Source organism: Halalkalicoccus sp. CGA53, assembly GCF_036429475.1.
Classification (GTDB): Archaea; Halobacteriota; Halobacteria; order Halobacteriales; family Halalkalicoccaceae; genus Natronorarus; species Natronorarus salvus.
In genome coordinates this window covers 1,542,770-1,568,685 of the sequence record NZ_CP144125.1, presented here as the reverse complement: position 1 = coordinate 1,568,685, position 25,916 = coordinate 1,542,770, and the positions used below count along the sequence as shown (strand labels likewise).

General features: G+C 68.3%; 27 protein-coding genes and 2 tRNA genes. 19 read left to right on the top strand and 10 right to left on the bottom strand.

Going from position 1 to position 25,916, the window contains the following annotated elements; translation table 11 throughout:
• Positions 1-180 (bottom strand): ribbon-helix-helix domain-containing protein, encoded by a 180-nt coding sequence (locus V2L32_RS09520; protein WP_331236254.1) that lies wholly within the window; start codon positions 178-180, stop codon positions 1-3.
• 175 nt (positions 181-355) lie between these two features.
• Positions 356-844 (bottom strand): ribbon-helix-helix protein, CopG family, encoded by a 489-nt coding sequence (locus V2L32_RS09515; RefSeq protein WP_331236253.1) that lies wholly within the window; start codon positions 842-844, stop codon positions 356-358.
• Positions 845-962: 118 nt separating this feature from the next.
• Here V2L32_RS09515 and V2L32_RS09510 point away from each other — a divergent pair.
• A tRNA-Tyr gene (locus tag V2L32_RS09510) sits at positions 963-1,036 on the top strand.
• A 339-nt stretch (positions 1,037-1,375) separates the two neighbouring features.
• Here V2L32_RS09510 and V2L32_RS09505 read toward each other — a convergent pair.
• Together V2L32_RS09505 and V2L32_RS09500 are read right to left on the bottom strand one after the other, a co-directional pair.
• Positions 1,376-1,684 carry a phage repressor protein gene (locus V2L32_RS09505; RefSeq protein WP_331236252.1) on the bottom strand — a complete coding sequence of 103 codons (309 nt, stop codon included), beginning with the start codon at positions 1,682-1,684 and terminating at the stop codon, positions 1,376-1,378.
• 70 nt (positions 1,685-1,754) lie between these two features.
• Positions 1,755-2,282 carry a metal-dependent hydrolase gene (locus V2L32_RS09500; protein WP_331236251.1) on the bottom strand — a complete coding sequence of 176 codons (528 nt, stop codon included), beginning with the start codon at positions 2,280-2,282 and terminating at the stop codon, positions 1,755-1,757.
• 766 nt (positions 2,283-3,048) lie between these two features.
• Here V2L32_RS09500 and V2L32_RS09495 point away from each other — a divergent pair.
• Together V2L32_RS09495 and V2L32_RS09490 are read left to right on the top strand one after the other, a co-directional pair.
• Positions 3,049-3,897: a hypothetical protein gene (locus tag V2L32_RS09495; protein ID WP_331236250.1), complete on the top strand. Its 849-nt coding sequence runs from the start codon at positions 3,049-3,051 to the stop codon at positions 3,895-3,897.
• Positions 3,898-4,021: 124 nt separating this feature from the next.
• Entirely contained in the window at positions 4,022-5,221 is a 1,200-nt protein-coding gene (locus V2L32_RS09490; RefSeq protein ID WP_331236249.1) for a Xaa-Pro peptidase family protein, read from the top strand.
• Positions 5,222-5,429: 208 nt separating this feature from the next.
• Here V2L32_RS09490 and V2L32_RS09485 read toward each other — a convergent pair whose 3' ends face one another.
• Positions 5,430-6,785 carry a hemolysin family protein gene (locus V2L32_RS09485; RefSeq protein ID WP_331236248.1) on the bottom strand — a complete coding sequence of 452 codons (1,356 nt, stop codon included), beginning with the start codon at positions 6,783-6,785 and terminating at the stop codon, positions 5,430-5,432.
• 78 nt (positions 6,786-6,863) lie between these two features.
• Between V2L32_RS09485 and V2L32_RS09480 the strand changes: the two genes are divergently transcribed.
• From V2L32_RS09480 to V2L32_RS09450, 7 genes are read left to right on the top strand one after another with little or no spacing between them, the layout of a single operon-like run.
• Entirely contained in the window at positions 6,864-7,487 is a 624-nt protein-coding gene (locus tag V2L32_RS09480; RefSeq protein ID WP_331236247.1) for an HAD family hydrolase, read from the top strand.
• The gene (locus tag V2L32_RS09475) at positions 7,487-8,389 is read left to right on the top strand and encodes a CobD/CbiB family cobalamin biosynthesis protein (protein WP_331236246.1); all 903 of its coding nucleotides are present in this window, start codon (positions 7,487-7,489) and stop codon (positions 8,387-8,389) included. Before V2L32_RS09480 ends, V2L32_RS09475 begins: the two co-directional genes overlap by 1 nt.
• A complete protein-coding gene (cobS, locus tag V2L32_RS09470; protein WP_409348413.1) occupies positions 8,380-9,129 on the top strand; it encodes an adenosylcobinamide-GDP ribazoletransferase in 750 nt (249 codons plus the stop codon). The genes V2L32_RS09475 and cobS overlap by 10 nt, the downstream gene beginning before the upstream one ends.
• A complete protein-coding gene (locus tag V2L32_RS09465) occupies positions 9,114-9,677 on the top strand; it encodes an NTP transferase domain-containing protein (protein ID WP_409348412.1) in 564 nt (187 codons plus the stop codon). The genes cobS and V2L32_RS09465 overlap by 16 nt, the downstream gene beginning before the upstream one ends.
• Positions 9,678-9,715: 38 nt before the next feature.
• The gene (locus V2L32_RS09460) at positions 9,716-10,726 is read left to right on the top strand and encodes a threonine-phosphate decarboxylase (RefSeq protein ID WP_331236244.1); all 1,011 of its coding nucleotides are present in this window, start codon (positions 9,716-9,718) and stop codon (positions 10,724-10,726) included.
• Positions 10,719-11,441 (top strand): adenosylcobinamide amidohydrolase, encoded by a 723-nt coding sequence (locus V2L32_RS09455; protein WP_331236243.1) that lies wholly within the window; start codon positions 10,719-10,721, stop codon positions 11,439-11,441. Before V2L32_RS09460 ends, V2L32_RS09455 begins: the two co-directional genes overlap by 8 nt.
• 21 nt (positions 11,442-11,462) lie before the next feature.
• The gene (locus V2L32_RS09450; protein ID WP_409348411.1) at positions 11,463-12,140 is read left to right on the top strand and encodes a cob(I)yrinic acid a,c-diamide adenosyltransferase; all 678 of its coding nucleotides are present in this window, start codon (positions 11,463-11,465) and stop codon (positions 12,138-12,140) included.
• Positions 12,141-12,143: 3 nt separating this feature from the next.
• Here the strand turns inward: V2L32_RS09450 and V2L32_RS09445 are convergent, their stop codons facing one another.
• Positions 12,144-13,580, bottom strand: coding sequence for an FAD-dependent oxidoreductase (locus tag V2L32_RS09445; RefSeq protein WP_331236242.1), 1,437 nt, complete (start codon positions 13,578-13,580; stop codon positions 12,144-12,146).
• An 89-nt stretch (positions 13,581-13,669) separates the two neighbouring features.
• Here V2L32_RS09445 and V2L32_RS09440 point away from each other — a divergent pair, with 89 nt between their 5' ends.
• The 5 genes from V2L32_RS09440 to V2L32_RS09420 all read left to right on the top strand — a co-directional run bounded on the left by V2L32_RS09440 (position 13,670) and on the right by V2L32_RS09420 (position 17,945).
• On the top strand, positions 13,670-14,602 hold the full coding sequence (locus V2L32_RS09440; RefSeq protein ID WP_331236241.1) for a ring-cleaving dioxygenase: 933 nt from the start codon (positions 13,670-13,672) through the stop codon (positions 14,600-14,602).
• Positions 14,599-15,261: an alpha/beta hydrolase gene (locus V2L32_RS09435; RefSeq protein WP_331236240.1), complete on the top strand. Its 663-nt coding sequence runs from the start codon at positions 14,599-14,601 to the stop codon at positions 15,259-15,261. The genes V2L32_RS09440 and V2L32_RS09435 overlap by 4 nt, the downstream gene beginning before the upstream one ends.
• A 47-nt stretch (positions 15,262-15,308) precedes the next feature.
• On the top strand, positions 15,309-16,022 hold the full coding sequence (locus V2L32_RS09430; protein WP_331236239.1) for a PspA/IM30 family protein: 714 nt from the start codon (positions 15,309-15,311) through the stop codon (positions 16,020-16,022).
• 69 nt (positions 16,023-16,091) lie between these two features.
• Positions 16,092-16,931: an SDR family oxidoreductase gene (locus V2L32_RS09425; RefSeq protein WP_331236238.1), complete on the top strand. Its 840-nt coding sequence runs from the start codon at positions 16,092-16,094 to the stop codon at positions 16,929-16,931.
• A gap of 45 nt (positions 16,932-16,976) precedes the next feature.
• Positions 16,977-17,945 carry a patatin-like phospholipase family protein gene (locus tag V2L32_RS09420; RefSeq protein ID WP_331236237.1) on the top strand — a complete coding sequence of 323 codons (969 nt, stop codon included), beginning with the start codon at positions 16,977-16,979 and terminating at the stop codon, positions 17,943-17,945.
• Here the strand turns inward: V2L32_RS09420 and V2L32_RS09415 are convergent.
• Both V2L32_RS09415 and V2L32_RS09410 read right to left on the bottom strand, forming a co-directional pair.
• A complete protein-coding gene (locus V2L32_RS09415; RefSeq protein WP_331236236.1) occupies positions 17,942-19,003 on the bottom strand; it encodes an enolase-like domain-containing protein in 1,062 nt (353 codons plus the stop codon). The two genes, V2L32_RS09420 and V2L32_RS09415, sit on opposite strands and share 4 nt — an antisense overlap.
• Positions 19,004-19,043: 40 nt before the next feature.
• The gene (locus V2L32_RS09410; RefSeq protein ID WP_331236235.1) at positions 19,044-21,137 is read right to left on the bottom strand and encodes a beta-glucosidase family protein; all 2,094 of its coding nucleotides are present in this window, start codon (positions 21,135-21,137) and stop codon (positions 19,044-19,046) included.
• Between the two features lie 90 nt (positions 21,138-21,227).
• Between V2L32_RS09410 and V2L32_RS09405 the strand changes: the two genes are divergently transcribed.
• From V2L32_RS09405 to V2L32_RS09395, 3 genes are read left to right on the top strand one after another with little or no spacing between them, the layout of a single operon-like run.
• Positions 21,228-21,536: a MarR family transcriptional regulator gene (locus V2L32_RS09405; protein WP_331236234.1), complete on the top strand. Its 309-nt coding sequence runs from the start codon at positions 21,228-21,230 to the stop codon at positions 21,534-21,536.
• Between the two features lie 24 nt (positions 21,537-21,560).
• Positions 21,561-23,054: a cobyric acid synthase gene (locus V2L32_RS09400; RefSeq protein ID WP_331236233.1), complete on the top strand. Its 1,494-nt coding sequence runs from the start codon at positions 21,561-21,563 to the stop codon at positions 23,052-23,054.
• 23 nt (positions 23,055-23,077) lie between these two features.
• Complete coding sequence (locus tag V2L32_RS09395) at positions 23,078-24,088, top strand: proline racemase family protein (protein ID WP_331236232.1); 1,011 nt, start codon at positions 23,078-23,080, stop codon at positions 24,086-24,088.
• 13 nt (positions 24,089-24,101) lie between these two features.
• Here V2L32_RS09395 and V2L32_RS09390 read toward each other — a convergent pair whose 3' ends face one another.
• Complete coding sequence (locus V2L32_RS09390; protein ID WP_331236231.1) at positions 24,102-25,064, bottom strand: AAA family ATPase; 963 nt, start codon at positions 25,062-25,064, stop codon at positions 24,102-24,104.
• A gap of 80 nt (positions 25,065-25,144) precedes the next feature.
• On the opposite strand from V2L32_RS09390, the gene V2L32_RS09385 reads away from it, so the two are divergent.
• Positions 25,145-25,229 (top strand) — tRNA-Ser (locus tag V2L32_RS09385).
• Between the two features lie 440 nt (positions 25,230-25,669).
• On the opposite strand, the gene V2L32_RS09380 is transcribed toward V2L32_RS09385, so the two are convergent.
• Positions 25,670-25,855 carry a DUF7836 family putative zinc-binding protein gene (locus tag V2L32_RS09380; protein ID WP_331236230.1) on the bottom strand — a complete coding sequence of 62 codons (186 nt, stop codon included), beginning with the start codon at positions 25,853-25,855 and terminating at the stop codon, positions 25,670-25,672.
• Positions 25,856-25,916 lie beyond the last annotated feature (61 nt).

The window sequence follows — 25,916 nt, the reverse complement described above, 5'->3', positions numbered from 1 at the left end:
TTACACCTTCGCCCAGGGACGCTTCTGTGATCCGGCCTCCTGGGTTCGGCCGTGTTCGTTCAACATCTCGCGAACGGCCGACCGGATCGCCTCGCTCCGGTTCGGGAATTGGCCGGTCTCGACCATCCGTTCGACCTCTTCTATCTGCTGTTCTGGGATTCGCAGTGTCACACGTTCCATTGTTGGGTCCCCCTTGGCGTAAGACGCCAATCGGTTTCCACCGATCGTGTCTTACACACGCGCCGAATGCGGCCCCATCCACGGCTCGCCGCACGACGCCTGTGTAAGACGTGTCTTACATGCCCCTATCGAGTCCCTGATTTGTCTTAAATCTACCGGCCACGTATTACACTCGCTACGGATCGAGCACGTCCGCGGCCGGCGTCCGACGCCCGCAGGTCGGACAGAACGCCCAGTCAGAGCGGAGCTCGTCGCCGCAGTCACAGAAGACGCGGTTCGACCGTTTCTCCCCGCAGTTGGGGCAGTGGACGTGGTCGGCGGCGACCGTTTCGCCACAGCGCCCACAGGCCGTCGTCCCCTCGTTTCGCTCGGAATCGGGGGACTGCGCCGTGTCCGACGCGTGGGAGACAGCCCGCTCGTCGTCGATGTTTACGGTGACGCTCACCTCCTGTGGCGGCGCGCGCGCGCCGATTCGCTCCTCAACGAGCGCGTCGATCCGCTGGGCGAGGACGTCGTCGAGGCTCTCACGTTCGGGCGCGACGGGCGCTCCGGCGGCGTCGAGATACCGTCTGAGCGCCTCGCGCATCACCTCGCTCTTCGATGCGTCGAGATCCTCGATCCGCTCGACGAGGTCCTCGTCCGCCCGGAACGTGATCTTGCTCATCTCCGTCTCAGGCGGGGAGATGCGGTCGAGAGATATGAATTTTGTCACTCCGTCCGACGTGCGTCTCCCGTCGGCTAATGAAAATTCTTAAGTCCGGGAGCGGCGGATTCGTAGCTACCCGCCCTTAGCTCAGCCTGGTAGAGCAGCCGACTGTAGATCGGCTTGCCCCCCGTTCAAATCGGGGAGGGCGGACGTTCTCCTGCGAGCAGAGTGAGCAGTGAAAAGGCCACACCGACCCAATGTGACCACGCCAGTCACAGCGCGCGAGCGAAGCGGGCGCGACCGTCTGGTAGCTGTTCAGACCTGGGAGTGCAGACTGCGAGATTCGTACGACGTGAGCGTCTCCCGGTTCAGCCAGCGAGGGGGCCGAACACGGTGAGCGTTCTCTCCCGAGCGGATCTTGGCACGCGGGTCCGGGTCGTCTCGCCCCCCACACGCCGAGGTTCGTCGGCCGAGGGGAGAGAACTCGGCGTGTAATACGGAGACGGGATGGACACGATGCCCGGTTTCCGGTGGAGATCGGTGGTCGGCTCAGCGCTCTTCGAGCTCCTCGACGCTGATCTCGTCGTCGAGGTAGCGCTCGCCGAGCGCGGCGAGCGCGTAACGGTACTCCCCCGACTCGTGCTGGACGAGTAGTTCCCGGATCGCGAGCTGTCGACAGCGGTCGGCGACGTACTCCGCGCTCCGCTCGAGGTCGCTCGCGATGGCGGCGGGCGTCTGCGGCTCCGACCCGCGCAGGCGCTGCATGATCCGCTCGTCGGTGTTGGTCATCCAGTCGATCTGTAGCCTCGTCTTCTGCGGGCGGAAGCCGGCGTGCTTGATCCGGTCGAGCAGTCCCATACGAGGGGATTCGACGCGGAGGCGTATCACTTTCCCGACGAACCCGTGTCGAGGGGGAATTCGATCCCACTCACCGACGGATCCTGTCGCGTACGACGCCTGCTCCAGGAGCTCCGTCGCGGATCCAGAGCGCGAGTCCGGCGACGAGGATCGGGGCCTCGAGCCAGAGCGTCGTCACCTCGAGCCCGCCGACCGTTCCGAGCGGTTTGACGCCGCTGTAGTCGGGCATGGATGTGACCGGCCAGAGGAGAAAGCCGAGTTCGTGGTAGTCCCCGGCGAGGACGTGCCAGGGGACGTCTGTGACGACGTGCGAGAGGTAGCCGATGGCGAACGCCACCCCGAGGACCGACCGATCGACCCGACGCGTGACGAACCGGACGAGCGCGATCAGCGGGATCGCGAAGAGGAGCGAGTGAGCGAGTGTCCGGCCGACCGGCGTGAGTCCGGCCCAGTAGAGCGGCCTGTCGATCAGGTCGGGAAGCGCGGCGGCGAGGACCGCGACGAGTGCCGCCGCGCCGGTCGGCGCTCGGTCGAGACGCCACCGCGTGTACGCGGCGTACGAGAGGTAGGCGACCGCGAGGTGGACGACCGGCTGCACGGGGGACGTTCGTGGCTCGGGGCGAAAAGCGTGTCCCGGTGACGGCGACCGAGAGACCACTCCCGAGGAGGTGTACGTAGTGCCATCGACCGCCCTCCTCTGGGGACCGAGGGAACGCACTTCCTGACGGGGATGACGCGCTCGAGCGTCGATCTCTGCGCCGGACGCGTCAGTCCCACGAGGAGGCGACGTATTGGCTCCACCCGGAGACCCGATCGGATCGCCGCGCTCCTCGCTACCGACCCGTCGGTCGGCGGCACCTATTTGACCTCGGTCGGCGACGCGGGCAGCGAGGTGGTGAGACCCTACGTCGACGCGTGATCGAGGGGTCGTGGAGGTGGAGCCGCTCGCCGTGCGGACGTCCACGTCGGCGACCCGCGGCGAGTTCGTCCGGTTCGAACCCACGCTCTACCAGCGAGGGCGGACGACCGAGGCCGGCTCACGACCGCGACCGGGTGCGTGGCGAAACCGTCGGACCTCCCGCCCGGTGATCTTCACCGCGGGTCTTCTACCGGTTCCGCGGCGTCGTTCCGGTCGCAGTGGTGGCCTCGCGTGAACCTTCTCACCACCGAGTGGTACGCGGTGTGGTTCACCTCCTCGACGAGACACGACCCAATAGGGAGTCACCCGCTGCAAACCGCTCACTGACTGAAAGAACATCACCAGATACATACAGTATCTATCGTGGCGGATATCGCTCGGGAGAGCGCATGCACGCCACACGAACCGTCACCGTCGACCGGAGAGCGTCAGGGGGTACTCACAGATGGGCGCCGTAAGATCGGCCGAGCGCGGAAAGACGGCGGAGCTGACGCGGGACGATCGGGTGCTCCGGGTGACGCGCTGGAGCGGCTACGTCATCGCCCCGGTGCTGTTCCTCGCGTTCGTCACGCTCTACGGCACTCCGGACCGAACCGAGCTCTACTTCGCCTGGCCGATCAGCCCCGACCTCACCCCGCTCCTGATGGGTGCGGGATACGGCGCCGGCGTCTACTTCTTCTACCGGGTCGTCACGGTCGGTCGCTGGCACCGCGTCCACGTCCTCTTCCCGGGTATCGCCGTCTTCACACTGGCGATGGCCGTCGCGACGTACCTTCACTGGGACGCGTTCACCCACGGACACGTCTCTACCTGGCTCTGGGTGATCCTCTACGTCGTGACGCCGCTGCTCATACCGGCGCTCTGGATCGCCAACGGTCGCACCGATCCGCGGACGCCCTCCCCCGGTGGTGCAGAGGTACCGAGGGTCGTCCGTTGGGTGAGCGGCGCCGTCGGGGCTGTGCTGACGCTGATACTCTTCGTCCTGTTCGTCTTCCCGGAGCCGATGATCGAGGCGTGGCCGTGGGCGGTGAGCCCGCTCACCTCGCGGATACTGCTGGGATGGGGCGCGGTGTTCGGCGTCGTCAGCCTCTACTTCGCGTTCGAGACCCGCTGGAGCGCCGCGAAGATCCCGATCGAGAGCCTCGTGGTCTGGTTCGGCCTGCTGCTGATCGGGTTCGCGAGGTCGTGGACCGACGTCGATCCGACGAACCCGATCCTGTGGGTCCTCCTCGGTGGAGTCGCGGTCTACCTCGTCGGGCTCTCGACCCTCTACGTCCTCATGGAGCGGCGGTAGACGGCCGGGCGTAGCGGACGCCGTCGTGACTTCGTCCGTCGACCTCTCGCGGTTCCGGTGTTCGAGAGCCGGCGAGCGAAACGGCGAACTGAACGCTTTTGAACACGCGGGAGAGTGCACAGCCATGCCGACGAAGCTACCGGAATCGGAGTTCGAAGACCGGCTCGGCGAGGTACGCGATCGGTTAGGAGGGAAAGACGCCGACGCGGCGGTCTTCTTCGACGCGTCGAGCATCGAGTACCTCACGGGATTCGGCCACATCCAGACCGAGCGGCCGGTCGTCCTCGGAGTCACCGAAGAGGGGGTCGAGATCACGGTTCCCCGACTCGAAGTCGAGCGCGTCGAACCGAATCCCTGGATCGGCGCCGTCCACCACTACTTCGACTACCCGGGTGGGAGACCGATCGAGGTAGCGGCGGAGATGCTCACCGGGATGGGCGTCGAATCGGTACTCGCGGACGCCGACGGCGCTCCGGGCGTGATGGGATACGAGGGATCCGCACTTTCGGAGTTTCTAGAGGTGGAAACCCAGTCGTGGATCCCCCGGATGCGCTGGGCGAAAAGCGAGAGCGAGGTCGACCTGATCCGCGAATCGGCAAAGTGGGCGAACCTCGGTCACCGGTATCTCGCGGAGTACGCCGAGGTCGGCGCGCACCCGGCGACGGTGAGCCAGCGCGCGTCGACCGATGCCTCGCGCGCGATGCTCGACACGCTCGGCAAACGGTTCGAGGAGCGCGTCCGAGGCTCGGGGCCGGTCCACGCCGGATTCATCTCGGCCCACGAGACGGCGCTGCCCCACGGCCACACCCCGAACCAACCCCTGCGCGAGGGCGACGTCCTCGTCACCGGTGCGTCCTCGAACGTCGACGGCTACCGGTCGGAACTCGAGCGAACGATGTTCGTCGGCGAACCGAGCGACGAGCAGGTCCACTACTTCGAGCTGATGCTCGAGGCCCAGACCATCGCCATCGAGGCGCTGGGACCGGGCGTCCCGATCGCCGACGTCGACCACGCCGTCTGGGAGTACTTCGAGGAACAGGGCGTCACGAATCTCGCTCAGCACCACGTCGGGCACAACATCGGGATGGGCGGGCACGAGCCGCCGTACATCGACCGGGGCTGGGCCGAGCACTGCGAGTCCGAAGACACGAGCTACACGGCCGAAGACGCCGTGATGGAGCCGGGCCACGTCTACACGATCGAACCGGGGCTCTACACCGAGACCGAAGGATATCGCCACTCGGATACGATCGCGGTCACGGAAGACGGCGTCGAGTGGCTGACGTACTTCCCACGGGAGCTGGAAGGGAACGTCATCCGGTGAGTGGCACGCCCGACGAAGGCACCTGACAGAACGGACGAACCCCCTACCTACGACCGCTTACCGGGTCGTGCTCCGTACCAATATCGTCGCCGTGATCCTCGACTGCGGCGTGTTCGCCGGTAGCTCGCGCTCTCGATCGTACGGCAGTGGTCGCCATCGCGAGTTCTACTATGTAGGCGTATCGGGCGTGAAGCCGTAGCGGTACCGTTCAGACGTCCTCGTCGTCCGCTCTGTCCTCGCTGCTTTCCTCCCGCTCGTGCCGTTCGACCCGAATCGCCGTGATCCGGGTGTTGTCCACCCGCTCGACGGTGAGCGTCGCCTCCTCGCTCTCGATCGTCTCGCCGCTCTCCGGGATCCGACCCAGTTCGGCGAAGACGAAGCCGGCGATCGTCTCGAACTCCCCGCCCTCGGGCAGGTCGATCGCTAACTCCTCGTTGACCTCGTGGACGTTCACCTCCCCGCGCACGCGGATCGAGCCGTCGTCGATCCGTTCGATCGGCTCGTGTTCGGTCTCCTCTAGGATCTCGCCGACGACCTCCTCGATGATGTCCTCTAAGGTCACCAGCCCCTGTGTCGCGCCGAACTCGTCGATGACGATCACCATCTGGACGCGCTCCTCGCGCATCTCCGCGAGCAGTTCGTCGACGTTCTTCGACTCCGGGACGAACATCGCCTCGCTCGCGAGTTCGGAGAGCGACTCCTCGTTCCGTCGGTCGGCCGCGATCAGGTCGGGGAGCTCGACGATCCCGACGACCTCGTCGAGGCGCTCTTTGTACACCGGAATCCGATCTCTGCCCTCCTCGACGCAGAGGTCGATCGCCTCGCTCACGCTCGCCTCCGCCGGCACCGCGACGATCTCCAGACGTGGGACCATGATCTCCTTCGCGATCCGGTTTCTGAACTGGAAGACCCCGCGGAGCATCTCGCGTTCCTCTTCCTCGATGATCCCCTCGCGCTCGCCCGTATCGATCATCTGCTGGATCTCGTCGCGGGTGACGTAGGGGCTCTCGAGCTCGCCCGTGCTCCCGGTGACACGGTTGACCAGCCGGGTGAGCCTGTCGAAGACGACGACCAGCGGGTACATCACGTACTCCGAGAGTTTGAGCGGCCGGGCGATCCGTCGCGCCCAGGACTCGGTGTGCTCGACGGCGTAGGACTTCGGCGCGCTCTCGCCGAACAGCAGGACGAGCGCGGTGATCCCGAAAGTCGCGACGAGCACCGACTGTGCCGGCGGGAGGTGGAGCGCGAGCACGGTCGTCGCGATCGAGGACATGGCGATGTTGACGATGTTGTTCCCGACGAGGATCGTCACGAGCAAGCGATGGGGGTCGGCCTTCAACGCCTGGACGAGCTCGGCGCTCGGCAGCCCCTCCGCGACCATCGCGTCGACTTTGTGATCGCCGAGCGAGAACATGGCGATCTCCGAGGAGGAGAAGAAACCCGACAGCGCGATCAGCACCACGACCGCGAGCGAGCCGGCGATCGTGATCGTCTCCTCGGTGATCTCGAAGCCGAAGACGGCCGTACTCAGTAGCGAAAACACGACATCCGACGTGAGGGTCATTCCAGGGTGTACAGGCTCCCGGGACTAACCCTTTCCGTGATCGGTGGCTTCTTCCCCGCGTTCGCCTCACCATCCGGCGTGGCAGTCAGTTTCGACCTCTTCGGGACGCTCGTCTCCGTCGACCGCACGGAGCCGACGCGGGCGATCGCGAACGAACTCCGCGCACGCGACGTCACGGTCCCGGACGACTGGGAGCGGACCTACGGCGAGCGCCACGTCGACGCGCCGGAGGGTGCGGAGGTCCCGCTGCCTTCGCACGTCGCCGCGGCACTCCGCTCGCGCGGTGTCGAGTTCGACGCGCACGTCGTCCGCCGGGCGGTCGTCGCGGCGTTCGATCCCGCGGTGGAGACGCGAGCGGGCGCACACGAGACCGTCTCGACCGCCGCCGAGTACGTGCCTGTTGCCCTGCTCTCTAACTGCTCGGTGCCGGAGCTCGTCCCGCGGGTGCTGATCCGCTCGGACCTCGATCGCGACGCGTTCGACGCCGTGGTCACCAGCGTCGGCTGTGGCTGGCGAAAGCCCCACCCGGAGGCGTTTCACTCGGTCGCGGAGGCGCTCGACTGCGCGGTCGACAACCTCGTCCACGTCGGGGACTCCGAACACGCGGACGGTGGGATCGAGGCCTGTGGCGGTCGGTTCCTCTCCGTCGACGAGCACACGCTCGCCGAACTCCCCGACCTGCTCTCCCGGGAGGTGCCGTAGTGCCCGCGTGGGCGAGTCTCGCGGTCCTCCTCGCACTCGTTCTGGAGTGGACGTTCCGTGAGCCGCCCGAACGCCTGCACCCGGTGGCCTGGCTCGGACGGCTCGTGGCTCCGCTCGACCGCGAGTGGCGGTATTCAGGAGCGAGCGGACTGCTCGTCGCGCTCGCGGTTCCGGTTCTCGTCGGTGGTGTCGTCTATCTCTCGGTCGCACTTGCGGGGATCGCACACGTCGCGCTGGCTTCGCTCCTCGCGGGCCTGGTCCTCTTCTCCGCGAGCAGCCTCCGGATGCTCACGGAGAGCGCGAGCGAGGTGGCCGAGGCGAGCGAGAACGACCCGGAACGGGCTCGCGAGGCGTTACTCGCGCTCGTCGGCCGCGAGCGGGACGACCTCTCGTCCGGGGAGATGCGAAGCGCCGCGGTCGAGAGTTGTGCCGAGAACCTCGCGGACGGACTGGTCGCCCCCCTCCTCGCGTTCGGGGTCGTCGCGAACGTCTCGCTCCCGTTCGCCGCGGCGGCCGCGGCGTGGGTGAAGGCGGTGAACACGCTCGATTCGATGCTCGGGTATCCCGACAAACCCCACGGGACCGCATGCGCATGGCTCGACGACCTCGTGATGGTCGTCCCCGCACGGGTCGCGGCGGTCTTACTGAGCCTCGCCGCCCGTTCGCCCGACCCGCTGCTCAACGCCAGGCGGTGGGCGGGAGAGCCCGCCTCGCCGAACTCCGGCTGGCCGATGGGGACACTCGCGGGCGCGCTCTACGTGAGACTCGAGAAGCCGGGTGCCTACGTCCTCAATCCGGTCGCGGACCTCCCGACGGTCGCGGACGCACGGAAGGGGGTGCGCCTCGTTACGATCGCCGGCCTGCTCGCTTACCTGCTCGCGGGGGTGCTCGCGTGGGGGTGAGCGAGGTTACGAGCGCGCTCCGTGGGGCGTTCGGTTTCCTCACGAGGGTACCGATAGGACACAACGAGGCCGACTGGGGAGCGTTCCGGAACACACCCACCGCGTTCGTGCTCGTGGGCTACCCCGTGGGCGCGCTGGTCTCGCTCTCGTTGTTCGTCCCGGGACAGGAGGCGACCGCGTTCGCTCTCCTCCTCTCCGTGTACCTCGTCTGCGGGGTCAACCACGTCGATGGCCTCGCCGACTGCGCCGACGCGGCGGTCGTCCACGGGGACGGAGAGCGCCGTCGCGAGGTACTCAAGGACACGACGACCGGCGTCGGCGCGGTCCTCGCCGTCACGCTCGTCGTCGCCGGTCTCGTACTCGCCGGACTCGCGCTCGCATCGTTCCCGCTTCCCGTCGCGATCGGGATCGTGATCGCCGCGGAGGTCGGCGCGAAGCTCTCGATGGCGCTCGTCGTCTGTCTCGGCGAGGCGACCCACGAGGGGTTCGGCTCGTCGTTCACCGGGGAGAACGGCACGGGGGACGCGATCGTACCGACCTTCGCCACGCTGCCAGTACTCGTCCTCACACCGGCACCGGGTGCCGTCGCGCTGCTCGCGTCGGCCGGCGTCGCGCTCGCCGCCCTGTCGTGGTCGAAACACCACCTCGGCGGGGTCTCCGGTGACGTGATCGGCGCGACGAACGAGCTCGCACGGCTGGCCGCGCTCCATTTCGGGGTGATCGCGTGGACGCTCTGGTGATCTGTGGCGGCGAGGGGAGCCGTCTCGGCGGCGAGGTCGAGAAGCCGCTGGTCGAGGTGGATGGTCGCGCGATGGTCGATCGGGTGCTCGACGCGCTGTCGGGGAGTGCAGTCGATCGGACGATCGCCGTGACCTCCCCGAACGCCCCGGAGACGCGCGAACACGTCGGGGAACGGGCTCCGACGATCGAGACGCCCGGCGAGGGCTACGTCGCCGATCTGGGCGTCGCCCTCGGTCGGGTCTCGCTCCCCGTCCTGACCGTCGCGGCCGACCTCCCCCTCCTGGATTCGGCGGTGATAGATCGAGTCGTCGCAGAACACGACTGCGGCTCGCTTGCGCTCTACGTTCCGGGAGAGAGAAAGCGGATGCTGGGAGTGAGCGTCGACGCCGTCCACGAGATCGGTGGGCGGGAGGTCGCTCCGGCGGGGGTGAACGTCGTCGGGGAGGGCGAGGACCGGTCGCTCGTGCTCGACGACGAGCGGCTCTCGGTGAACGTCAATCGGCCGGGAGACGTGCGGGTCGCAGAGCGCCTCGCGACCGAGGAGTGAGCGCAACGGTTCTTACCCAGGGGTGTGAGGAGGAGGGTATGGATCCCGACGCGGCACGGCGCGTCGAGCGGGTTCCCCACGGGGGTGGGGTAGACTCAGGGCTGATCGACTTCAGCGCGAACGTCAACCCCGAGACGGCACCCGGCGTCACCGCCGTCTACGACGGGGCGCTCGCCGTCTCGAAGCGGTATCACGCCGACGACTACACCGGCTACCGGACTGCCGCGGGCGCGTCCGTCGGCTGCGAGCCGATCTCGGTGATCCCGACCGCGGGCGGGCTCGACGGCATTCGGCTCGCGCTCTCGGTACACGTCGACCGGGGCGACCGGGTACTCCTCCCGTACCCGAGCTTCGGGGAGTACGCCCGCGAGGTCAGGCTACAGGGAGCCGAGCCGGAGTTCGTCCCGGTCGAGGAGCTCCTCGACACCGATCCCGAGGGGTACGCGATGGCGATCGTCTGTAACCCGAACAATCCCACGGGACTCGCGTTCGACGCGGACGACCTCACCCGGTTCCTCGAGAGATGCCGGGCGGCCGGGACCGTACTCCTCGCCGACGAGGCCTTTCTCGGGTTCACCGACCGGCCCTCGATGGCCGGCCTCGACGGGGCCGTCGTGATCCGCTCGCTCACGAAACTGTTCGGGTTGCCGGGGCTCCGCGCGGGCTTCGCCGTCGCGACCGACGACCTCTACGAGCCGATGGAGCGCGCCCGCCTCACCTGGAACCTCTCGACCCCTGCCGCCGCCGTCGGGGCACACTGTCTCCGCTCGAAAGGGTTCGTCGAGGAGACCAGGGCACGCGTCGAGAGCGAGCGGGAACGGATGGCCGAGGCGCTCTCGGAGGGCTACGAGGTCCACCCGTCAGACGCCCCCTTCCTCCTGCTCGACGTCGGGGACCGGTCGGTCGAGGAGGTGGTAGAGACCGCCCGCGACGGTGGGATCGCGATCCGCGACGCGCGGAGTTTCAGGGGGCTCGACTCGCACGTCCGGTGCGCGGTGCGGACGCCCGCACAGAACGACCGGCTGATCGGGGTGCTCTCGCTTGTTTGACGCGGAGACTCGTGGGGGAGTGACACAGCTGCGGCGAGAGGGCTCCCGCTGGCTGTCGACCGGGTGGAACGGCGGGAAGACGGAAGGGAGTACCGCCTACAACGTCACGGTCCCGGAGGGATGGCCGACGCTCGACATCGGAGCGTACCTGACCGAACGGCTCTCCGGGGCGGGCTTCGCCCGCCCCGGTCCGGCGCTGCTCACTGGCGTCGACCAGCGCCACGCGCGACTCGCCCGGCTCGACTCCGTCACGGTACTCGCCACCGCCGGTCTCTCGAACCCGGCGACGCTCCCGCTCGATCCGGATCGGAGACGTTCCGATCCCGATACTGACGGCGATCGACCGCCCGGAACGGTGAACCTGTTCGTCGGGACGGCCCGGGCCTGTGTCGAGGGCTCGCTCTCCGGGGTGATCGCCACGGCCGTCGAGGCGAAGACCGCGACGCTGCTCGCCGAGACGGGCTTTTCGGGGACGACGAGCGACGCGCTGATCGTCGCCTGCGATCCGGCGGGAGAGCCCGTCGAGTACGTCGGCAGCGCGACGGAGGTGGGAACGGCGGTCCGCGCGTGCGTACGCGACGCGCTGCTCGCGAGCCTCCGCTCGCGCTACGCGGAGAGGGGGTATCCGGAGTCGGTCACCGACGCCGAGTACGGGGTGGAGACACGCGAGCGCGCGACGGTCGGGTCGGTCCCCGGGACCGAACCGGAGAAGTGATCGCGCTCCGAACGACGAGACGTGACCGACGACGATCCGCTCGGACGGACGCCCGGGAAGGGCCGGACCCCCGAGGCCCAGGAGATCGAACCGGGTTCCCCCGAGGAGTTCGGCCGGGTGCAAGTCTTCTGGGGCGACGGCAAGGGCAAGACGACCGCGGCGATGGGGATGGGACTGCGCGCCGCCGGGCACGGCTTCCGGGTCCACATGCTCCAGTTCATGAAGGGCGGGGCCGCGAGCGTCGAGGACGTCCGCGGCGAGTACAACGCGATCTCGGTACTACCCGGCTTCTCCTACGAGAACGCCGGCCACTACGGCTGGCACGGGATGCGCGACGGCAGCGAGGACACCGATCACGAGAGCGAGGCCGCGGCGGGCTTCGAGCGACTGCGAGAGCTGATCGACTGTGCCTCCGAAGCCGATCTCGCGGAGCCGATCCCGTTCGACGCACCCCCCGAGGAGGGGATGCACATGCTGATCGTGGACGAACTGCTCTACGCGGCGAACCGCAATCTCGTGGACAGGGAGGCGGTTTTGGAGCTGATCGAGACGAAACCCGCGGACCTCGAACTCGTCCTCACCGGCGGCCACGAACGCCCGGAGTGGCTGCTCGAGCACGCCGACCTCGTGACGAACGTCCGAAAGGAGAGACACCACTTCGACGAGGGCCAGCGCGCGCGGAAGGGCACCGAGTACTGAGGACTACGACGGCCAGGTGTCCTCCACCCGTCCCCGCGTCACCTTCGCGCCGACGAGGATCGGGTCCCAGACGGTGCTGAAAGGCGGCGCGTACGCCAGGTCGAGCCGTTCGAGTTCCGCGAGATCCATCCCCGAGAAGAGCGCCGTCACCACCGTGTTGATCCGGTGGGCGACGCCCTCCTCGCCGACCATGCTCGCCCCGAGCACGCTCTCGCTCTCGCGATCGACCGTGAGCGAGAGCGTGATCGTCGACCCGCCGGGGTAGTAGCCCGAGCGCGAGGCGGTCTCGACCGTCTCCGTGACGGGGTCGAACCCCGCCGCGTCCGCCCGACCGTGGTCCGTGATCCCGGTTCGAGCCACCTCCAGATCGAACGCCTTCAGGACGGCCGTTCCGGCGATCGGACCCACGAGCGTCGGCTCGCCCGCGACGGTCCGACCGATGGCTCGCCCGTGGCGGTTCGCGGTGAGCGCGAGCGGGGCGTACGTCGGCTCCCCGGTCACCACGTCGGTCGCCTCCGCGCAGTCACCCGCGGCGTAGATCCCCTCGACGCTCGTCTCGCCGTAGGCGTCGGTCGCGATAGCACCCGTCTCCCCCAGATCGATCCCCGCCTCCTCGGCGAGCGCGGCCCGAGGCTCGACCCCCGCGCCGACCAGCACGAAGTCGACCGGAACGCTCTCTCTACCGGTCTCGACGGCGAGCACACCCTCGTCGGTCTCACCGATTCGTTCGACGCCCGCCCCGACGTGGACCGAGACTCCCTGTTCGGCGAGATGGCCCTCGACGACCCGGGCGACCGGTTCGTCGAACTGCCGTAGTAAACGGTCGCGCCGCTGGAAGAGGTGGACCTCCAGGTCGTGTGCCGAAAAGGCCTCGGCCATCTCGATGCCGATGTAGCCGCCGCCGACGATCCCGACCGAACGAGGAGCGTGCTCGCAGAAGTACGCACACGCCTCGCCGCCGCGGGGGTCCTCGAACTCGATCGCGCCGGAGCGGAGCCCGCTCACGTACTCGCGGATCTCGTGGCCGTCGGAGAGGCTCCCGAGCGTGAACACCGCCTCGTGGTCGCTTCCCTCGATTCTCGGCAGCGTCGCCGCCGCACCGGTCGCGATCAGCAGTGTTCCGTAGCGCTGTGAGAACGCCTCGCCCGCATCCGGGTCGACTCTCACCTCTCGGTCCTCCGGGTCGATCCCGACCACCTCGTGGCCGGTCCGGAGGTCGATGTTTCGTTCCTCCCTGAACTCCTCGGGCGTCATCGAGACGAGGTCGTCGAGGGACTGGATTCGCCCCTCGACGTAGTAGGGCAGGCCACAGGCACCGTAGGCGACCCACTCGCCCTTCTCGAAGACCAGGACGTCGAGGTCCGGGTCGTCACGTTTCGACTTGCTCGCGGCGCTCATCCCCGCCGCGTCCCCACCGATCACCACGAACGGTCCGTCCATACGCTCACGTCCACAGCCGACGCCAAAGCTTCCTACCCCCGACGTTCGGTACCGGACGTTATGCCCGTCGGCGCTGTACTGGAACCGAGATGCCGACACCGATCCCGGGGATCCACCACGTCACCGCCATCGCGAGCGATCCGGCCGCGAACGTCACCTTCTACACGGAGACGCTCGGCCTGCGCCTCGTGAAGCGGACGGTGAACTTCGACGCGCCGGACACCTACCACCTCTACTACGCCGACGGCGCTGGGACGCCGGGGACCGCGATGACGTTCTTCCCGTGGCCGAATGCGAGCCCCGGACGACCGGGAACCGGGCAGGTGACGACCACCCAGTTCTCGATTCCGGATGGCAGTGCGGAGTTCTGGGCAGACCGGCTCGAACGCGAGGGAGTCGACGTCGAACGGACCGTGCGGTTCGGCGAGTCCGTCCTCGTCCTCTCGGACCCTGACGGGATCGGCCTCGAGCTCGTCGGGAGCGACGGTGGAGAGAGCGAGCCGTGGGGCGAAGAGGTTCCGGAGGAGCACGCGATCCGGGGGTTCCACGGCGTCTCGCTCACCGTCGGGGGCTACGAACGATCGGCTGAGCTACTGGAGACGATGGGCTACGAGGCGGCCGAGGAGGACGCCCCGCGCTTTCGCTACCGCACGGAAGGGCTGGCTCCGGTCGTCGACCTCGTCTGCCGTCCGGACGCGATGCGCGGGTCGTTCGGTCCCGGAACCGTCCACCACGTCGCCTTCCGGATGGCCGACGACGTGATGCAAGCGGAGTGGCGCGAGGCGCTCGCCGAGTCGGGCTTCGACCCCACACCAGTACTCGACCGGCAGTACTTCCGGTCGATCTACTTCCGCGAGCCGAACGGCGTGCTCTACGAGTTCGCGACCGATCCCCCGGGGTTCACCGCCGACGAGTCGGTCGACGACCTGGGAGGCGAACTGAAGCTCCCGCCGTGGCTCGAAGGTGATCGTGAGGAGATCGAGGCGAGCCTGCCGCCGCTCCCCCTGGAGGGCGGCCGATGAGTGGGCCTGTGGAGAACGAGGACCCCCACGGCGAGCAGCCGATCGAGGCGACCGGCGCACCACTGGAGGTCGCGGAGGTGGCGGTGGTGATGGTCCACGGTAGGGGTGCGACCGCGAACGGGATGCTCGGGCTGGCGCGAGAGGTCTGGCACTCCGAGATAGCGTACCTCGCGCCGCAGGCGTTTCGGAGCACGTGGTACCCCCAGTCGTTCCTCGCGCCGATCGAGGCGAACGAGCCGTGGCTCACCTCGGCGCTCGGGACGGTCGAGCGCGCGCTGGCTCGGCTCTCGGAGGCGGGGATCGAGCGGGAAAGAACGGTCCTCCTGGGCTTCTCGCAGGGGGCGTGTCTCGCGACGGAGTTCGCGGCGCGGAACCCGACGCGCTACGGCGGGATAGTCGGACTCTCCGGCGGGCTGATCGGACCCGAGGGGAGCGAGTTCGAGTACGGGGGGAGCCTCGAGTGTACGCCGGTGTTCCTCGGCTGTAGCGACGTCGACCCGCACATCCCGGTCGAACGGGTTCACGAAACGGCCGAGGTGTTCGACGGGCTGGGAGCGGCGGTCGAGAAACGGATCTACGAGGGGATGGGCCACACGGTTAACGAGGAGGAGATCGAGGCGGTGAACGAGTTGCTAGACGGACTGATCGACGGCGAGTGAGATCGGATCGGGGACAGCGTATTGTACCGCCGCTCCCTCTACGTAGCATGGGTGTGCTCGACCGAACCACGGCGATGATCGAATCGACGCTCGACGGGCTGGTCGACTCCGCGAGCGACGCCGACGAGGAGCTCGACTACGCACACGAGCAGATGCGCGAGGAACTCCGCGCGGTCGACGAGGGGCTCGTGAACCTCGTGAGCGAGCGCAACCGTCTCGAACGCCGGAGCGAGGAGCTCGACGCCGAGGTAGAGCGACGCAACGACCAGGCGCGCGAGGCGGTCTCGATGGACCGAGAAGACGTCGCCCGCGAGGCCCTGGAAGCGAAAGAGCGCGCGTTGCGCGAACGAGAGGAGGTCGACCGGAGCGTCTCCGAGCTGAAGGATGCGGAGGCAGAACTCCGGGAGAAGAAGGCCGAACTCGCCGAGCGTGTCGAGCGCTTCGGGACCGAGAAGGAGATCCTGAAGGCCGACCGGATGCGCGCGAGCCTCGAAGCGGGAACGACCGAGTCGGCCGAGGGAATCGCCCGGGCGGAAGAGGCCCTCGAAGAGCGGTCTGCGCGGGCTGCCGCCACCGAGGAGCTCCGGGAGTCCGGCGCACTCACCGGCCCGCTCGACGACGAGGACGAGATCGGCGCGAGCATCGAGCGCGAACGGGTCAGCCGGGAAATCGAGGACGAACTCGACACGATCCGGGCGGAGGTCGGTGAGGAGTCCGAGGAGCCCGACGGGTCGGACGACGAAGGATCGGGCTCGAACTGAGCGCAGTCGTCCGGTTTCCACTCGCGGTGGAGGATAGCACTAAACACCCCGGGGCCGAACCAGGAGACGATGACCGAGGAGATCGAACCACGGCCGTTCGACCCGGACGACGTTCTCGACGTGGACGACGACGACTTCGAGGGGGCGGTCGCCGTCGTGACCGGCGGCGGCTCCGGCATCGGGAAGTCGACTGCGCTCGGGCTCGCGCAGAACGGGCTCACGGTCGTCGCGACCGACGTCGACGAGGACGGACTGGCGAGGACCGCCGAACGCGCCGAGGAGTTCGACCTCACGGTCGAGACCGTGGCGGCGGATCTGAGCGAGGACGGGGACATCGAAGGGCTCGTCGAGGAGGCCGCGACGCTCGGCGACCTCCGGTACGTCGCGAACGTCGCGGGGCTCCAGCACATCGACTCGATCGAGGAGTTCCCGATGGAGCGCTACGACTTCATGCAGCGGGTGATGCTGCGCGCGCCGCTGTATCTCGCGAAACTCGCGTTCCCACACATGCGCGAGGCAGGGGGCGGCTGCGTAGGCAACATGTGTTCGATCCACGGCCACTACGTCACCCGGGACAAGGTGGCGTACAACGTCTCGAAGTTCGGCCTGCGGGGGCTCACGCAGTCGATCGCCGCCGAGGGCGACGGCGACGTCCGCGCCTTCTCCATCTCGACGGCGTACGTGAAGACGCCGCTGGTCACGAACCAGATCGCCGACACCGCCGAGAGCCGCGGGATCGACGAGCGCGAGGTCGTCGAGGACGTAATGCTCGGCGAGGCGCGCACGAAGGAGATGATGGAGCCGGTCGAGGTGGCGAACCTCTTCGCGTTCGGCTTCTCGAAGCACGCCCGTCACTTGAACGGCGGCGACCTGCTCTGGGACGGCGGCTACACGCTCACGTATGAGTGAGCGACGGCTCGGCTCGAACGCGGTCGGGAGTCGGGAGGGGCGCCGATGAGCGATCCGACCAGGGTCGCGATCGCGTGTCAGGGCGGGGGTAGTCACACCGCGTTCACCGCGGGCGTGCTGAAGGCGCTGCTCCCGCGGATGGACGGCGAGTACGAGTTAGTTGGAATGAGCGGCACCTCCGGCGGGGCGGTCTCGGCAGTCGCCGCGTGGGACGGCCTCTGCACCGAGAGCCGCGAGGGGGCGGGCGAGCGCCTCGACGCGGTCTGGAGCGCGATCGCGGCCTCCTCGCTACCGGAACGGATCACGAACGGCTGGGTACAGAGCTGGGAGGCGTTGCGGAACATGGGGGCGCCCGTCCCGGAGATCAGCCCGTATCACACCCCGATCGGACGGTGGGGCCAGCGCCGGCTACGCGAGGTGATCGAGACGGAGCTTCGCCTCTCCGCGTGTCGGGCGGCGATGGACGGCGAGACGCCCCGCCTCGTCATCGGGGCGGTCGACGTCAACGCCGGGCGGTTCGAGACGTTCGTGAACGAGGCGATCACCGCGGACGCGATCCTCGCCTCGGCCTCCGTGCCGACGATCTTTCCCGCGGTGGAGATCGACGGTCACTACTACTGGGACGGGCTGTTCTCCCAGAACCCGCCGATTCACGACCTCACGTACGTCCCGCCCGAGCGAAAGCCCGAGGAGCTCTGGGTGATCCAGATCAACCCCCAGCGGAGAGCGGAGGAGCCGAAATCGGTCGAGGAGATCGCCGACAGACGGAACGAGCTCTCGGGGAACCTCTCGATGAACCAGGAGCTCGCGTTCGTCGAACAGGTCAACCGCTGGATCGACGCGGGCCACCTCCCCGAGGAGCGGTTCGAGCGGATCGCGGTGAGGCGGATCGGCATCCACCGTACGCTCTCGTACCCCTCGAAGCTCGACCGGGACCCGGAGTTCATCGAGGAGCTGATGACCGCGGGCGAACGGGTCGGCACCGAGTTCCTCGACGGACTCCGACGAGCTTAACTCCAGTCGAGTCCGCGCGACTCGTCGGGTGGTGCGAGCGGGCTCTCCGGTAGACCGGCTCGCGGCGTCGGGTCGTTGTAGGGCGAGGGAGCGACGTCGTTCGGCCCGTCGGGGTAGAACAGCGAGGCGACCGCGTGAAGGTGTTCGCGACCCACCCCGAGTTCGAACTGGCCGCCGCCGTAGAGTTCTATCCCCCGCTCCTGACAGTACTCGATCGTCGCGAGGAGCGATCGGACCGAGCCGAACCGTGATGGTTTGACGTTGAGCCACTCGGGCTCCCACGGGAGGTCCTCGACCGACTCGACGCCCGTGATCGGGTAGTCCCAGGCGACCCGGCCCTCGTGGCCGCGCAGGATCTCCCTCGTCTCCTCGGTGAGCGCCGGGTCCTCGATCACTGCATCCGGAAGCCCCTCGACGACCCGTCGGTAGAGGTCGGGATCGGCCGGCTGGTCGACGACGGTCCCGTGGTACTGTCCCTTCAGGTCGACCGCACGCACCCGACCGGTCTCCCTCAGCCGGGCGATCAGTGCCTCGTCCCACTCGGAGGTCGGATCGAGTTTGAACTCCAGGTCGGGGTTCAGGTCGAGAAAGGCCTCGACTCGGTCGAGCGTCGGCGGGTCGCCGAGGCGGGTCGAGACGACGAACCTGACCGGCCCGTACTCGATCCCGAGGGCGCTCGCGAGGGTCTCTCCGGCCTGTCGGAGCGCGAGGTCGAGCGCTGCGCTCTCGAACCCCCACCGGCGGTAGTTCCTGAACGCAGACTGCCCCGGTTCGGACCCGAAGAAGAGGTCTTGGCTCCCGAGGTGCTCCGAGAAGCTATCGAGGGTGTACTCGCCCTCGAGGTCGAACGGGTCGCCGTCGCCTACGTGCTCGACGAGCGCGTGGTGGTCCTCACCCTCGTAGGTGACGTCCTCGCCACGGCCGGTCTGGCCGCGCCCGTGGAGCGAGACGGTGGTCGTCGTCCGGACGAACTCGCTCGAGGTGTCGCGCTCGGCCAGCGAGCAGTCGAACCCCTCGATCACGAGGTCGAGATCCGCGACGGCGTCGTAGATCGTCATGGGCTCGCTTCGATGGGGAGCCTCATCACCGTTCGCACTGTCACTCCGGGTCGATACCGACCGGAATCGCCCCGCGCAGGTCGCGTGAGGAGCGACCGACCTCGATCGTTCCCTCCTCCGTCACCGGGATCCAGTCCTCCCGAACGGGGTCGTAGCCGAGGAACGACCGCGGGTCGAGCGACACCTCGACGTCCCGTCGCTCGCCGGGCGCGAGACGCGTGGTGGAGAAGCCGGCGAGCTCTCGCGGCGGTCTCCCCGCCACCTCGCTCGCGACGTAGAGCTGCACGACCTCCTTCCCGGGACGATCGCCGACGTTCTCGACCGTGACCGAAACCGACACGGGTTTGCCGACCGGGATCCGGTCGGGCGCCTCCAGCGGCCCGTACTCGAACTCGGTGTAGGAGAGCCCGTGGCCGAACGGGTAGTACGGCTCGACCTCCCGAGCGTCGAACCCGCGATAGCCCACCAGCAGCCCCTCGTCGTACTCGACGCGGCCGTCTACACCGGGATAGCTCGCCTCGTCGAAGCCGTAGTCGTCCTCGCGGCCGAACGTCACCGGGAGCCGCCCGCCGGGTTCCTCGCCGGTGAGCACCGCCGCGAGCGCGATGCCGTCGTCCTGACCGGGGTACCACGTCTCGAGCAGTGCGGGTACGGAGTCGAGCCACGGCATCTCGACCGCCCCGCTGGTGTTCAGTACGACGACGAGCTCCCCCGCGACGTCCGCCACGGCCTCGATCAGTGCGTCCTGTGACCCAGGAAGCGAGAGCGAGGGACGGTCGGTCCCCTCGGTCGCGACGTCGCGGGCGACGAGCACCGTCGCGTCCGCGCGTTCGGCGGCCGCGACAGCGGCCTCAATCGACGGCTCGTCGTCCGGTTCGTCGGCCTCGCCCTCGTCGAAGAACCGAACCCCCCGGATCGGCGAGACCCCGCGCTCGAAGCTCACCTCGCCTGCGAGGTGTTCGCGGAGGCCGGCGAGCGGGCTCACCGCGTGGGCCGGCGTCACCTCCGAGCTACCGCCGCCGCCGAGTGCGGGCCGGTCCGCGTTCGGGCCGATCACGGCGAGCGTCTCGATCCCCGGATCGATGGGGAGAACGCCCTCGTTCTTCAGCAGGACCGATCCCTCGATCGCGACCCGACGGGCGACCTCCGGGTGGTCCACCGTGTCGACCTCCTCCGCGTTCCGGCTCTCGGACCCGAACCGCTCCATCGTTTCCAGAACGCGGCGAACCATCGTGTCGATCCGCCCCTCGCCCACCGCGCCCACGTCGACCGCCGCTCTCAGCGGCTCGCCGTAGCGCCCGCCCTCCTCGACGTCCGGCATCGAGAGCGGGAGCTCCGAGGGCGCGACGCCGAACTGGGACTCGGCGTCGAGCGCGTAGCCCGGCATCTCGAGGTCCAGGCCCGCGGTCGCCGAGTCGACCGGATCTCCGGTCGCCCACCAGTCGGAGACGACGTATCCAGAGAAGTCCCACTCGTCCCTGAGGACCTCGGTGAGCAGTCGGCGGTTGTCGCTCATCGACTCGCCGTTCACGCCGTTGTACGCACACATCACGGAGCCGACCCCTGCCTCGCGGACTGCCGCCTCGAACCCTCGAAGGTAGCACTCGCGCAGTGCGCGCTCGCCGATCCGGGCGTCGATCGTCGTCCGCTCGGCCTCCTGGCTGTTCGCGACGTAGTGTTTGGCCGTGGCGATCGCGCCCTCCGACTGGATCCCCTCGACGACGGAGACGGCCGTCCGGCTCGTCAGCCAGGGGTCCTCGCTGTAGTACTCGAAGTTCCGGCCGCCGTGTGGGACGCGAATCAGGTTGAGCCCGGGCGCGAGGAGGCCGTCCTGACCCTTCGCGCGCGTCTCCCGCCCGAGCGCCTCGCCCTGTTCTCTGGCGAGGTCTCCGTCCCAGGTCGCCGCGAGCGCGATCGAGGCGGGGAAGGCGGTCGCCTCGCCCGCGCGTACACCCAGCGGGCCGTCGACCAGTCGGAGCGGCGGGATCCCCCGCTCATCGTTCGGGGGGAGGTAGCCGGTCGAGACGCCCTCCGGGTCGCGTGCCCCGTGGAGTAGTCGCAGTTTCTCCGCGAGCGTGAGCGACTCGACGAGCGTGTCGGGGTCGCCCCGTGGCCCGTCCCGGAATGCGGTCATAGTCCGACCGACGCGCGCGGCCATGAAAGCGGTTCGGCCGATCGGTCGGACGAAAAGTGTTATATGCTACCGAGTGCCAATCATCGACGAATGCGGGACTCCCACGCGTGGATGCAGCCGGGAGACGAAGCGATCCTTGAGTTCTTGCTGGACAATCCGCCGGAGTACGCACCGCTGATCGCCGGGGGGATCGGGATGCACCACACGAACGTCGAACGCCGGTGTCGGGTGCTCGCGGAGAGCGGCCTGCTGGAGACGGTGAGCGAGGAGGTCGTCTACCGGCTCACCGAGCGCGGCGAGCGCTTTCTCGCCACGGAGGCGTCGGAACGAGCCGAGTTGGGGCCCGAGGAACAGGTGGGGCGAGACCCCGGAGAGGCCGCCGGAATCGGGAGCGTTTAGTCGTCGCGCGCGAACCGGCGAGCGATGGCCCGGACGCTGCTCGTCGCCGGCACCGCGAGCCACGTCGGCAAGAGCACGGTCACGGCGGGACTGTGTCGCTACCTCTCAGATCGGGGAGTCCAAGTCACACCCTTCAAGGCCCAGAACATGTCGAACAACGCTCGGGTCGTTCCCGTGGCGAACTCGCATGAGGCCGGCGAGATCGGCGTCAGCCAGTACGTCCAGGCCCGGGCGGCGCGCGTCCGGCCGACGACCGACCTGAACCCGGTCCTGCTGAAACCGCGCGGCGGGAGCGAGAGCCAGCTGGTGATCGACGGCCGGGCTCGCGAGCACTACCGAGCGGGCGAGTACTTCGAGAGCGGATGGCAGGACGCTCGCGAGGCGGCCGTCGCCGCCCATGGGCGTCTCGCCACAGCGTACGACGTGATCGTCGCCGAGGGGGCGGGCTCGATCGCGGAGATCAATTTACACCACAGAGACCTCGCGAACGTCGAGACCGCCCGGTTCGCGGACGCCGACGTTCTGCTGCTCGTGGACATCGAACGCGGCGGCGCGTTCGCGAGCCTCTACGGCACCCTCGAACTGATGCCGACGGAGATCCGCGAGCGAGTCGTCGGCGCCGCGATCACGAAGTTCCGGGGCGATCCATCGCTGCTCGGTCCGGGGATCGAGGAGATAGAAGAGCGCACCGAGGTACGAATAGTCGGCGTGCTCCCGTACGACGATCCCGGGCTGCCGGAGGAGGACAGCGTCGCGCTTCCGGCGGCTGGCGAGACGGCCGTTCTGGGTGACGACGACGGTGTGGAGGAGAGCGACGCCGTACGGATCGCGGTGCCACGGCTCTCTCGGATCTCGAACTTCACGGACCTCGATCCAATCGCGCGCGAGCGTGGCGTCCGGATTGTCTACTCCCCGCCAGATCGCCTGTTCGACGGGAGCCCGGACGCGGTCGTCCTTCCAGGGACGAAAAACACGGTCGACGACCTGAGAGAGCTCCACGACGCAGGCTTCGGCGAGCGGTTGCGAGCGTTCGACGGGCCCGTAGTCGGGCTCTGTGGTGGCTACCAGATGCTCGGCGAGCGGATCACGGGCGCGGAGGTCGAGAGCACCGACGACGTTCCCGAACTCCCCGGCTTCGGGCTGCTCCCGGTCGAAACCGAGTTCTCCGAGGGGAAACACGTCGAACGGGTCGAGCGCGAGCTTCGGGGAGTCGGCCCGCTCGCGGGTGCCGGGGGAACCGTCGAGGGCTATGAGATACACGTGGGTCGGACGAGGCTCACGAGCGAGGCCGAGCGGCCGTTCGAGGGCGAGGGCGCGGCGACCGATCGGGTACTGGGAACCTACCTCCACGGCCTCTTCGAGAACCGCGTCGCCCGCGAGGCGTTTTTGACCACCGTCTTCGCTCGCGCCGGACGGGAGCGGCCGGTGGAGGGCACGGTTCCGGAGTCGCCGTACGACCGGGCGGCGCGGCTCGTCGGGGAGCACCTCGACCTGGCGGCGCTCGGGCTAGAGGGTTAGGTGGGGGCGGGCGAATCGAGGTCATGGATTGGGAGCCACCCGGGGAGTGGGAGCGGATCGAGACGATCGAGTCACACACTGGCGGCGAGCCGTTCCGGATCGTCCCCGACGGGTATCCGACGATTCCCGGCGAGACGATGGCCGAGAAACGCGCGTACGCCCACGAGCACCACGATCACCTCCGGACCGCACTGGTCTGGGAGCCTCGCGGCCACGCCGACATGTACGCCGGGGTGCTGACCGATCCGGTCGCGGATGGGTCGGACCTCGGCGTGCTCTTTCTCCACAACGAGGGCTACAGCACCATGTGCGGCCACGGGATCGTCGCGCTCGGGACGGCCCTCCCCGAACTGGGACTGGTCGACCTCGATCCCGCCGAGCCCGAACTCCGGATCGACACACCCGCCGGGACGGTCCTCGCCAGGTCCGAGTTCGAGGGCGGTCGGGTGAGACGGGTCGCCTTCGAGAACGTCCCGTCGTACGTCGTCGCTCGTGACCGGACGATCGACGTCGAGGGGATCGGACCCGTGCGCTACGACCTCGCCTTCGGTGGGGCGTTCTACGCCTACTGCGACGCCGAGGAGGCGGGAGTGTCGCTCGACCCGTCGGGTATCGACGGGGCGATCGACCACGGGAGGGCGATCAAGCGCGCGGTCGTGGCGGAGACAAGTCTCGAACACCCCGACGAGCAGCTCGCGTTCCTCTACGGGGTGATCTTCACCGGACCTGCCGAGGACGAGGCGGCCGACCTCCGGAACGTCTGCGTCTTCGCGGACGGCGAGGTCGACCGCTCGCCCACCGGAACGGGCGTGAGCGGGCACCTCGCGCTCCGTGCGGAGGAGATTGGCGAGAGAGAACTCGTCGTGGAGAGCGTCGTCGGCTCCACCTTCACGGGTCGGATCGCCCGGAAGACGACGGTCGACGGGAGGGAGACGGTCGTCCCCGTCGTGGAAGGCAGCGCGCACACGCTGGGGAGAGCCGAGTTCTGGATCGATCCGGAGGACCCGCTCGGCGAGGGCTTTTTCCTCCGCTGACGGCGCTGTCGACTCAGTCGACGGTCGCCTCGACGGTGGGGACGTGGACGGTCTCGAGCACCTCGGAAACCACCGTCCGCTTCTCGACGTCGCTCACGGTCGCGTCGGGGGTGAGTACCAGCCGGTGGGCGAGGACGGGTTCCGCGATCCGTTTCACGTCGTCCGGGGTGACGAAGTCCCGACCGGAGAGCACCGCTCGCGCCCTCGCCACCTCGAACAGCCGTTGGGTGCCGCGTGGTGAGACGCCGACCTGAACCCGGCGATCGGTCCGCGTCCCGCGGGCGACGTCGACGACGTACTCGAGCAGGTCCTCGTCCACCCGGACCGTCTCGGGAACCCGCTGGAGCGAGCGGACCTCCTCGGCCGAGAGCACCGACACCACCTCCGGGCTCCGTGCCTCGCGGGCCGCTCGTCTCCGCAGGAGTTCGACCTCGCCCTCCCGCTCCGGATAGCCGAGCGAGGTCTTCACGACGAACCGGTCGACCTGCGCCTCGGGCAACGCGAACGTCCCCTCCTGGTCGACCGGGTTCTGCGTCGCGATGACGAGGAACGGGTCGGGGAGCGCGCGGCTCTCCCCGCCGACGGTGACCTGGCGCTCCTCCATCGCCTCGAGCAACGCTGCCTGGGTCTTCGGCGGCGCGCGGTTGATCTCGTCGGCGAGGACGACGTTCGCGAAGATCGGCCCCTCCCTGAACTCGAAGCTACGCTCCTTCTCGTTGAAGACGTGCGTGCCGGTGACGTCCGTCGGGAGCAGGTCAGGGGTGAACTGCACCCGCGAGAACGAGAGCCCCAGCGCGCGTGCCACGCTCCGGGCGGTGAGCGTCTTCCCGGTACCTGGAACGTCCTCGAGGAGCACGTGACCGCGTGAGAGCGTTCCGAGCAGGACGGTCTCCAGGAACTCGCGCTCGGCGATCACCGCCTCGCCGACGGCGTCGAGCACCCGAGAGGAGACCTCGCCCGCCTGCCTGATGTCCATACGCCACGTGTGGCCGTTCGACCCTTAGCCCTGTCGCCAAGCGAAACCACTATTAGAACGAGCGGGGTAGTGAGAGTCGTGCCGAGGTAGCCTAGCCCGGCCAAGGCGGTTGCCTCGAAAGCAACTGTCCGAGAGGACTCGTGAGTTCAAATCTCACCCTCGGCGCTCTCCGTACCTTTGACACCGAGTATATCCTCGAGCCGAGAGGAGGGTCCGTAAAGTCGAACAGGGTAAGAGCGGACCGAGCGTGGGTCGAACCGCACACTCAGCGGGTTCTCACGAGAATCGTCGTAGAAATGAATAGTTCCTCGACTGTGAATCGAACGATACCGGACTCGTGTACGCTTGGGAGACACGATTGGCTACGATGACCCCTATCACTGGACGCACGTGGGACAGTTCCGGTCGACCGGTGATCGACCGATCCGGTCGCCTCAGGACTCGTTGTACTCGACGCAGCCCGCACACCACGGCTCTCCGAGCACCGACACGGGGTCGTCGCCGACCGGGCGCTGACAGACGAAACAGATCGTGTGCGGTTCGAGGGCCATCGCTCGCGTAGTTCGCCCTCGAACCTATACGCTTTGTGGCAGATCTGACCGAGGTCAGCTTCCGTCGAACTGCTTGACCATCTCCAGATCCCGGTGCGTGCGGAGGAACTCCCGGGTCGCCCGCCGTTCGTCGCAGTCCGGACAGTCGAACGGCGAGTCGAGCGGCCCGAGCTTCGTCGGGTTGGTCGTCCAGTTCTTCGAGCACTCGGGACAGAGCAACTGTACGAACGACTCGTTCATGGCACTCGTACTCACCCGTCCGTTGAAAGTGTTGTGCAGGATCGCCCGGTGGGAGAGACCG

Excerpts from the sequence above, each read along its gene's own strand:
- V2L32_RS09520 (WP_331236254.1), bottom strand. The coding sequence starts at position 180 with ATGGAACGTGTGACACTGCGAATCCCAGAACAGCAGATAGAAGAGGTC.
- V2L32_RS09515 (WP_331236253.1), bottom strand. The coding sequence starts at position 844 with ATGAGCAAGATCACGTTCCGGGCGGACGAGGACCTCGTCGAGCGGATC.
- V2L32_RS09505 (WP_331236252.1), bottom strand. The coding sequence starts at position 1,684 with ATGGGACTGCTCGACCGGATCAAGCACGCCGGCTTCCGCCCGCAGAAG.
- V2L32_RS09495 (WP_331236250.1), top strand. The coding sequence starts at position 3,049 with ATGGGCGCCGTAAGATCGGCCGAGCGCGGAAAGACGGCGGAGCTGACG.
- V2L32_RS09490 (WP_331236249.1), top strand. The coding sequence starts at position 4,022 with ATGCCGACGAAGCTACCGGAATCGGAGTTCGAAGACCGGCTCGGCGAG.
- V2L32_RS09485 (WP_331236248.1), bottom strand. The coding sequence starts at position 6,785 with ATGACCCTCACGTCGGATGTCGTGTTTTCGCTACTGAGTACGGCCGTC.
- V2L32_RS09460 (WP_331236244.1), top strand. The coding sequence starts at position 9,716 with ATGGATCCCGACGCGGCACGGCGCGTCGAGCGGGTTCCCCACGGGGGT.
- V2L32_RS09445 (WP_331236242.1), bottom strand. The coding sequence starts at position 13,580 with ATGGACGGACCGTTCGTGGTGATCGGTGGGGACGCGGCGGGGATGAGC.
- V2L32_RS09440 (WP_331236241.1), top strand. The coding sequence starts at position 13,670 with ATGCCGACACCGATCCCGGGGATCCACCACGTCACCGCCATCGCGAGC.
- V2L32_RS09435 (WP_331236240.1), top strand. The coding sequence starts at position 14,599 with ATGAGTGGGCCTGTGGAGAACGAGGACCCCCACGGCGAGCAGCCGATC.
- V2L32_RS09430 (WP_331236239.1), top strand. The coding sequence starts at position 15,309 with ATGGGTGTGCTCGACCGAACCACGGCGATGATCGAATCGACGCTCGAC.
- V2L32_RS09425 (WP_331236238.1), top strand. The coding sequence starts at position 16,092 with ATGACCGAGGAGATCGAACCACGGCCGTTCGACCCGGACGACGTTCTC.
- V2L32_RS09420 (WP_331236237.1), top strand. The coding sequence starts at position 16,977 with ATGAGCGATCCGACCAGGGTCGCGATCGCGTGTCAGGGCGGGGGTAGT.
- V2L32_RS09415 (WP_331236236.1), bottom strand. The coding sequence starts at position 19,003 with ATGACGATCTACGACGCCGTCGCGGATCTCGACCTCGTGATCGAGGGG.
- V2L32_RS09410 (WP_331236235.1), bottom strand. The coding sequence starts at position 21,137 with ATGACCGCATTCCGGGACGGGCCACGGGGCGACCCCGACACGCTCGTC.
- V2L32_RS09405 (WP_331236234.1), top strand. The coding sequence starts at position 21,228 with ATGCGGGACTCCCACGCGTGGATGCAGCCGGGAGACGAAGCGATCCTT.
- V2L32_RS09400 (WP_331236233.1), top strand. The coding sequence starts at position 21,561 with ATGGCCCGGACGCTGCTCGTCGCCGGCACCGCGAGCCACGTCGGCAAG.
- V2L32_RS09395 (WP_331236232.1), top strand. The coding sequence starts at position 23,078 with ATGGATTGGGAGCCACCCGGGGAGTGGGAGCGGATCGAGACGATCGAG.
- V2L32_RS09390 (WP_331236231.1), bottom strand. The coding sequence starts at position 25,064 with ATGGACATCAGGCAGGCGGGCGAGGTCTCCTCTCGGGTGCTCGACGCC.
- V2L32_RS09380 (WP_331236230.1), bottom strand. The coding sequence starts at position 25,855 with ATGAACGAGTCGTTCGTACAGTTGCTCTGTCCCGAGTGCTCGAAGAAC.